Below are 2,878 nucleotides of genomic sequence, written 5' to 3'. Positions count from 1 at the left end.
GACTCGCTTCCGGCTGGCGGGCTGCGCCTCTACCGGGAGGGCGTCGAACCCTCTGGATCGCTTCGAAAGGTTTCAGGTTACATTCCCGTCCCCCTTTCCAGGGCTTAGCCTGTCGCAAGTGGAATCTGCCTGAAGGTCCGCAATATAATCGACTCCGGGCCCCTAAGCAGCGATCGATGCGACCGCGAAGTGTCCGATCGCTGCCAGGAGAAACCTCGCCCGGGCGTTGGCCGGAAGGCGCCCGGCCATCGGGCGCCTCGGGTCGGCCGTCTTTACGTCCGCTCGATCTTCTTCGCCGCCTCGTCGACCGCGTCGACGATGGCCTGGACCTGCTCCGGGGTCGCGGCGCGGGAGCGCAGGCGAAGCCGCGTCGCCACGCGCAGGTTCATCATGGCGCGGATGACCGAGCCCATCCCGCCGCGACCGATCGCTTCCTCGCGCTCGCTGAAGCGGGCGAAGATGGCGTCGACCTGGGGCTTGTTGTCGGCGAGCTGCTTTTCGCCCTCGGGCGTGACCGCGTAGAGCTTGCGGCCCTGCTCGTCCTGGCTCGCGCTGGCGTAGCCCATCTCCTCGAGCATGGTGAGAGTCGGGTAGACGACGCCGGGGCTCGGCGAATAGTCGCCGCCGACCCGCTCGCCGAGCTCCTTGATGATCTCGTAACCGTGGCGCGGCTTCTCGGCGATGAGCGCGAGGATGACGAGCTTCAGTTCGCCGCCGTCGAACATCCGGCCTTCGCGCGGGCCGAACCCGCCGCCGCGCCGGCCCCAGCCGAACGGCCCATGCGCGAAGCCGCCATGGCGGCCGTGGCGGACGTGTTCCTCAAAGTGACGATGAAACATTTTTGACTCCCGGGTTTTGTAAGACATACTCTAAGATATGTCTTACCAACAGATATATCGGACGCTAGCTCGCGCAAGGGAGGTCGATGTCTTTTTTCCGCGCGGGATGCGGCCGGCGCGACGGACCTGCGATCGCCTAGGGAGAAGGCCTTCGGGCGGTCTCGAAGGACGCTCCAGAAGCGCCTACGCCCCTCAGGACGAGGCCGCAGGGGCGGCGGCCTCGGCATTCACCCGCCCGGAAAATCCGCTGCAACACCTTGAAAAGGCGCAAAACGGGCTCGGACATGGCAGCCGCAGCGCGGCGGCTCGGACGGCCGCAAGCGGCGCCAAGTCACGGGCGGGTCTGGCCGTCGCCGTGGACGCGGTACTTGAAGGTGCAGAGTTGTTCCACCCCGACCGGCCCACGGGCGTGCATCCGGCCCGTGGCGATGCCGATCTCGGCCCCGAAGCCGAACTCCCCACCGTCGGCGAACTGGGTCGAAGCATTGTGCAGCACGATCGCCGAATCGACCTCCTTCAGGAACTTTTCCGCCGCCGCCTTGTCCTCGGTGACGATGCAGTCGGTGTGGTGCGACCCAAAGGTTTCGATGTGGTCGATCGCCGCCTCGAGGCTGTCGACCACCCGGACGGCGATGATCGCGTCGAGATATTCGGTCCGCCAGTCGTCGTCCGTCGCGGGCTTCACCCGGGCGTTGCTCTCTTGCGCGGCCGCGTCGCCGCGAACTTCGCAGCCCGCCGCGATCAGGGCGTCGATCAGAGGCTTCAGCATGCCTTCCGCAGCCGCGCGATGGACGAGCAGGGTCTCCGCCGCGCCGCAGATCCCGGTGCGGCGCATCTTGGCGTTGACCACGATCTTGACCGCCTTGTCGAGTTCGGCCGCCCGGTCGACGTAGACGTGCACGACGCCCTCGAGATGGGCGAAGACCGGCACACGCGCCTCCCGCTGCACCCGCTCGACCAGGCTCTTGCCGCCGCGCGGCACGATCACGTCGAGCGTCCCCCCAAGGCCCTCCAGCATCTCGCCGACCGCGACGCGCGAGGCGAACGGCGCCCGGGAGATCGCGGCCTCCGGCAGCCCGGCCTCCCGGAGGCCGGCGACCAGGCATGAGTGAATTGCCGCCGACGAATGGAAGCTGTCCGACCCCCCGCGCAGCACGACGGCGTTGCCGCTCTTCAGACATAGCGCCCCGGCGTCGGCCGTGACGTTCGGCCGGCTCTCGTAGATGACCCCGACCACGCCGAGCGGCGTCGCCACCCGCTCGATGACGAGGCCATTGGGCCGGGTGAAAGTCGCGAGCACCCGGCCGACCGGATCGGGCAAAGCCGCAACCTCTTCCAGGCCGTGCGCAATTCCCTCGATCCGGGCTTCGTTCAGCATGAGGCGGTCGAGGAACGCTGGCGTTAGCCCCTTGGCCTTGCCGTCCGCGACGTCGCGCGCGTTCGCGGCGAGACTGTCGCCCGCGCGCTCGCGGAGGATGCACGCCGCCGCCGTCAGCGCTCGGTTCTTCTGCGCTGGCTGAGCGTTGGCGAGCGCGCGTGCGCCGGTGCGCGCCGCCGCGCCGATGGCGCGCATCGCCGACCGGATGTCCACTTCGGGGTCACGAATTTGGGCAGCGGCAGACATCGGCTTTCCGGCGGTTGCAACCGGCCTCGTCTAACGGAAGCGCGGCCTGAACGCCACCCCAAAGGGGACATCGGGGATAGGCGTCTGTCGCTCACCCATTCGGCCGAAAGGCGACGCAAAATTCCGGATTCGTCTCCAGGCGGGCGCCTCCAATGAGGTCGATGCAATAAGGCACGGCGGCGAAGACGGCGCAGAGGCAGGTCCGTATGGCCGCCGGCTTGCCTGGCAGGTTGATGATGAGGCTCGAACCGCGCGTGCCGGCGATCTGCCGCGAAAGAATTGCGGTTGGCACCTCGAGGAGGCTCGTGGCGCGCATGAGCTCGCCAAAACCCGGCAATATCCGATCGCACACCGCTTCGGTCGCCTCGGGCGTGACGTCGCGCGGGCTCGGCCCTGTGCCTCCGGTGGTCAGAAT

3 protein-coding genes are annotated in these 2,878 nt (G+C 68.1%); all 3 read right to left on the bottom strand.

Annotated elements, in window-relative coordinates; translation table 11 throughout:
- Positions 1-272 precede the first annotated feature (272 nt).
- Entirely contained in the window at positions 273-839 is a 567-nt protein-coding gene (locus ACLP25_RS12635; RefSeq protein WP_442469540.1) for a PadR family transcriptional regulator, read from the bottom strand.
- 331 nt (positions 840-1,170) lie between these two features.
- Positions 1,171-2,463 carry a glutamate-5-semialdehyde dehydrogenase gene (locus ACLP25_RS12630; RefSeq protein ID WP_442469539.1) on the bottom strand — a complete coding sequence of 431 codons (1,293 nt, stop codon included), beginning with the start codon at positions 2,461-2,463 and terminating at the stop codon, positions 1,171-1,173.
- 91 nt (positions 2,464-2,554) lie between these two features.
- A partial coding sequence (gene mog / locus ACLP25_RS12625; protein WP_442469538.1) for a molybdopterin adenylyltransferase occupies positions 2,555-2,878 on the bottom strand: 324 nt, incomplete at its 5' end.

The sequence above is a fragment of the Roseiarcus sp. genome (assembly GCF_052145395.1).
Taxonomy (GTDB): domain Bacteria; phylum Pseudomonadota; class Alphaproteobacteria; order Rhizobiales; family Beijerinckiaceae; genus Roseiarcus.
This window is presented reverse-complemented; position numbering and strand designations above follow the sequence as displayed.

Excerpts from the sequence above, each read along its gene's own strand:
- ACLP25_RS12635 (WP_442469540.1), bottom strand. The coding sequence starts at position 839 with ATGTTTCATCGTCACTTTGAGGAACACGTCCGCCACGGCCGCCATGGC.
- ACLP25_RS12630 (WP_442469539.1), bottom strand. The coding sequence starts at position 2,463 with ATGTCTGCCGCTGCCCAAATTCGTGACCCCGAAGTGGACATCCGGTCG.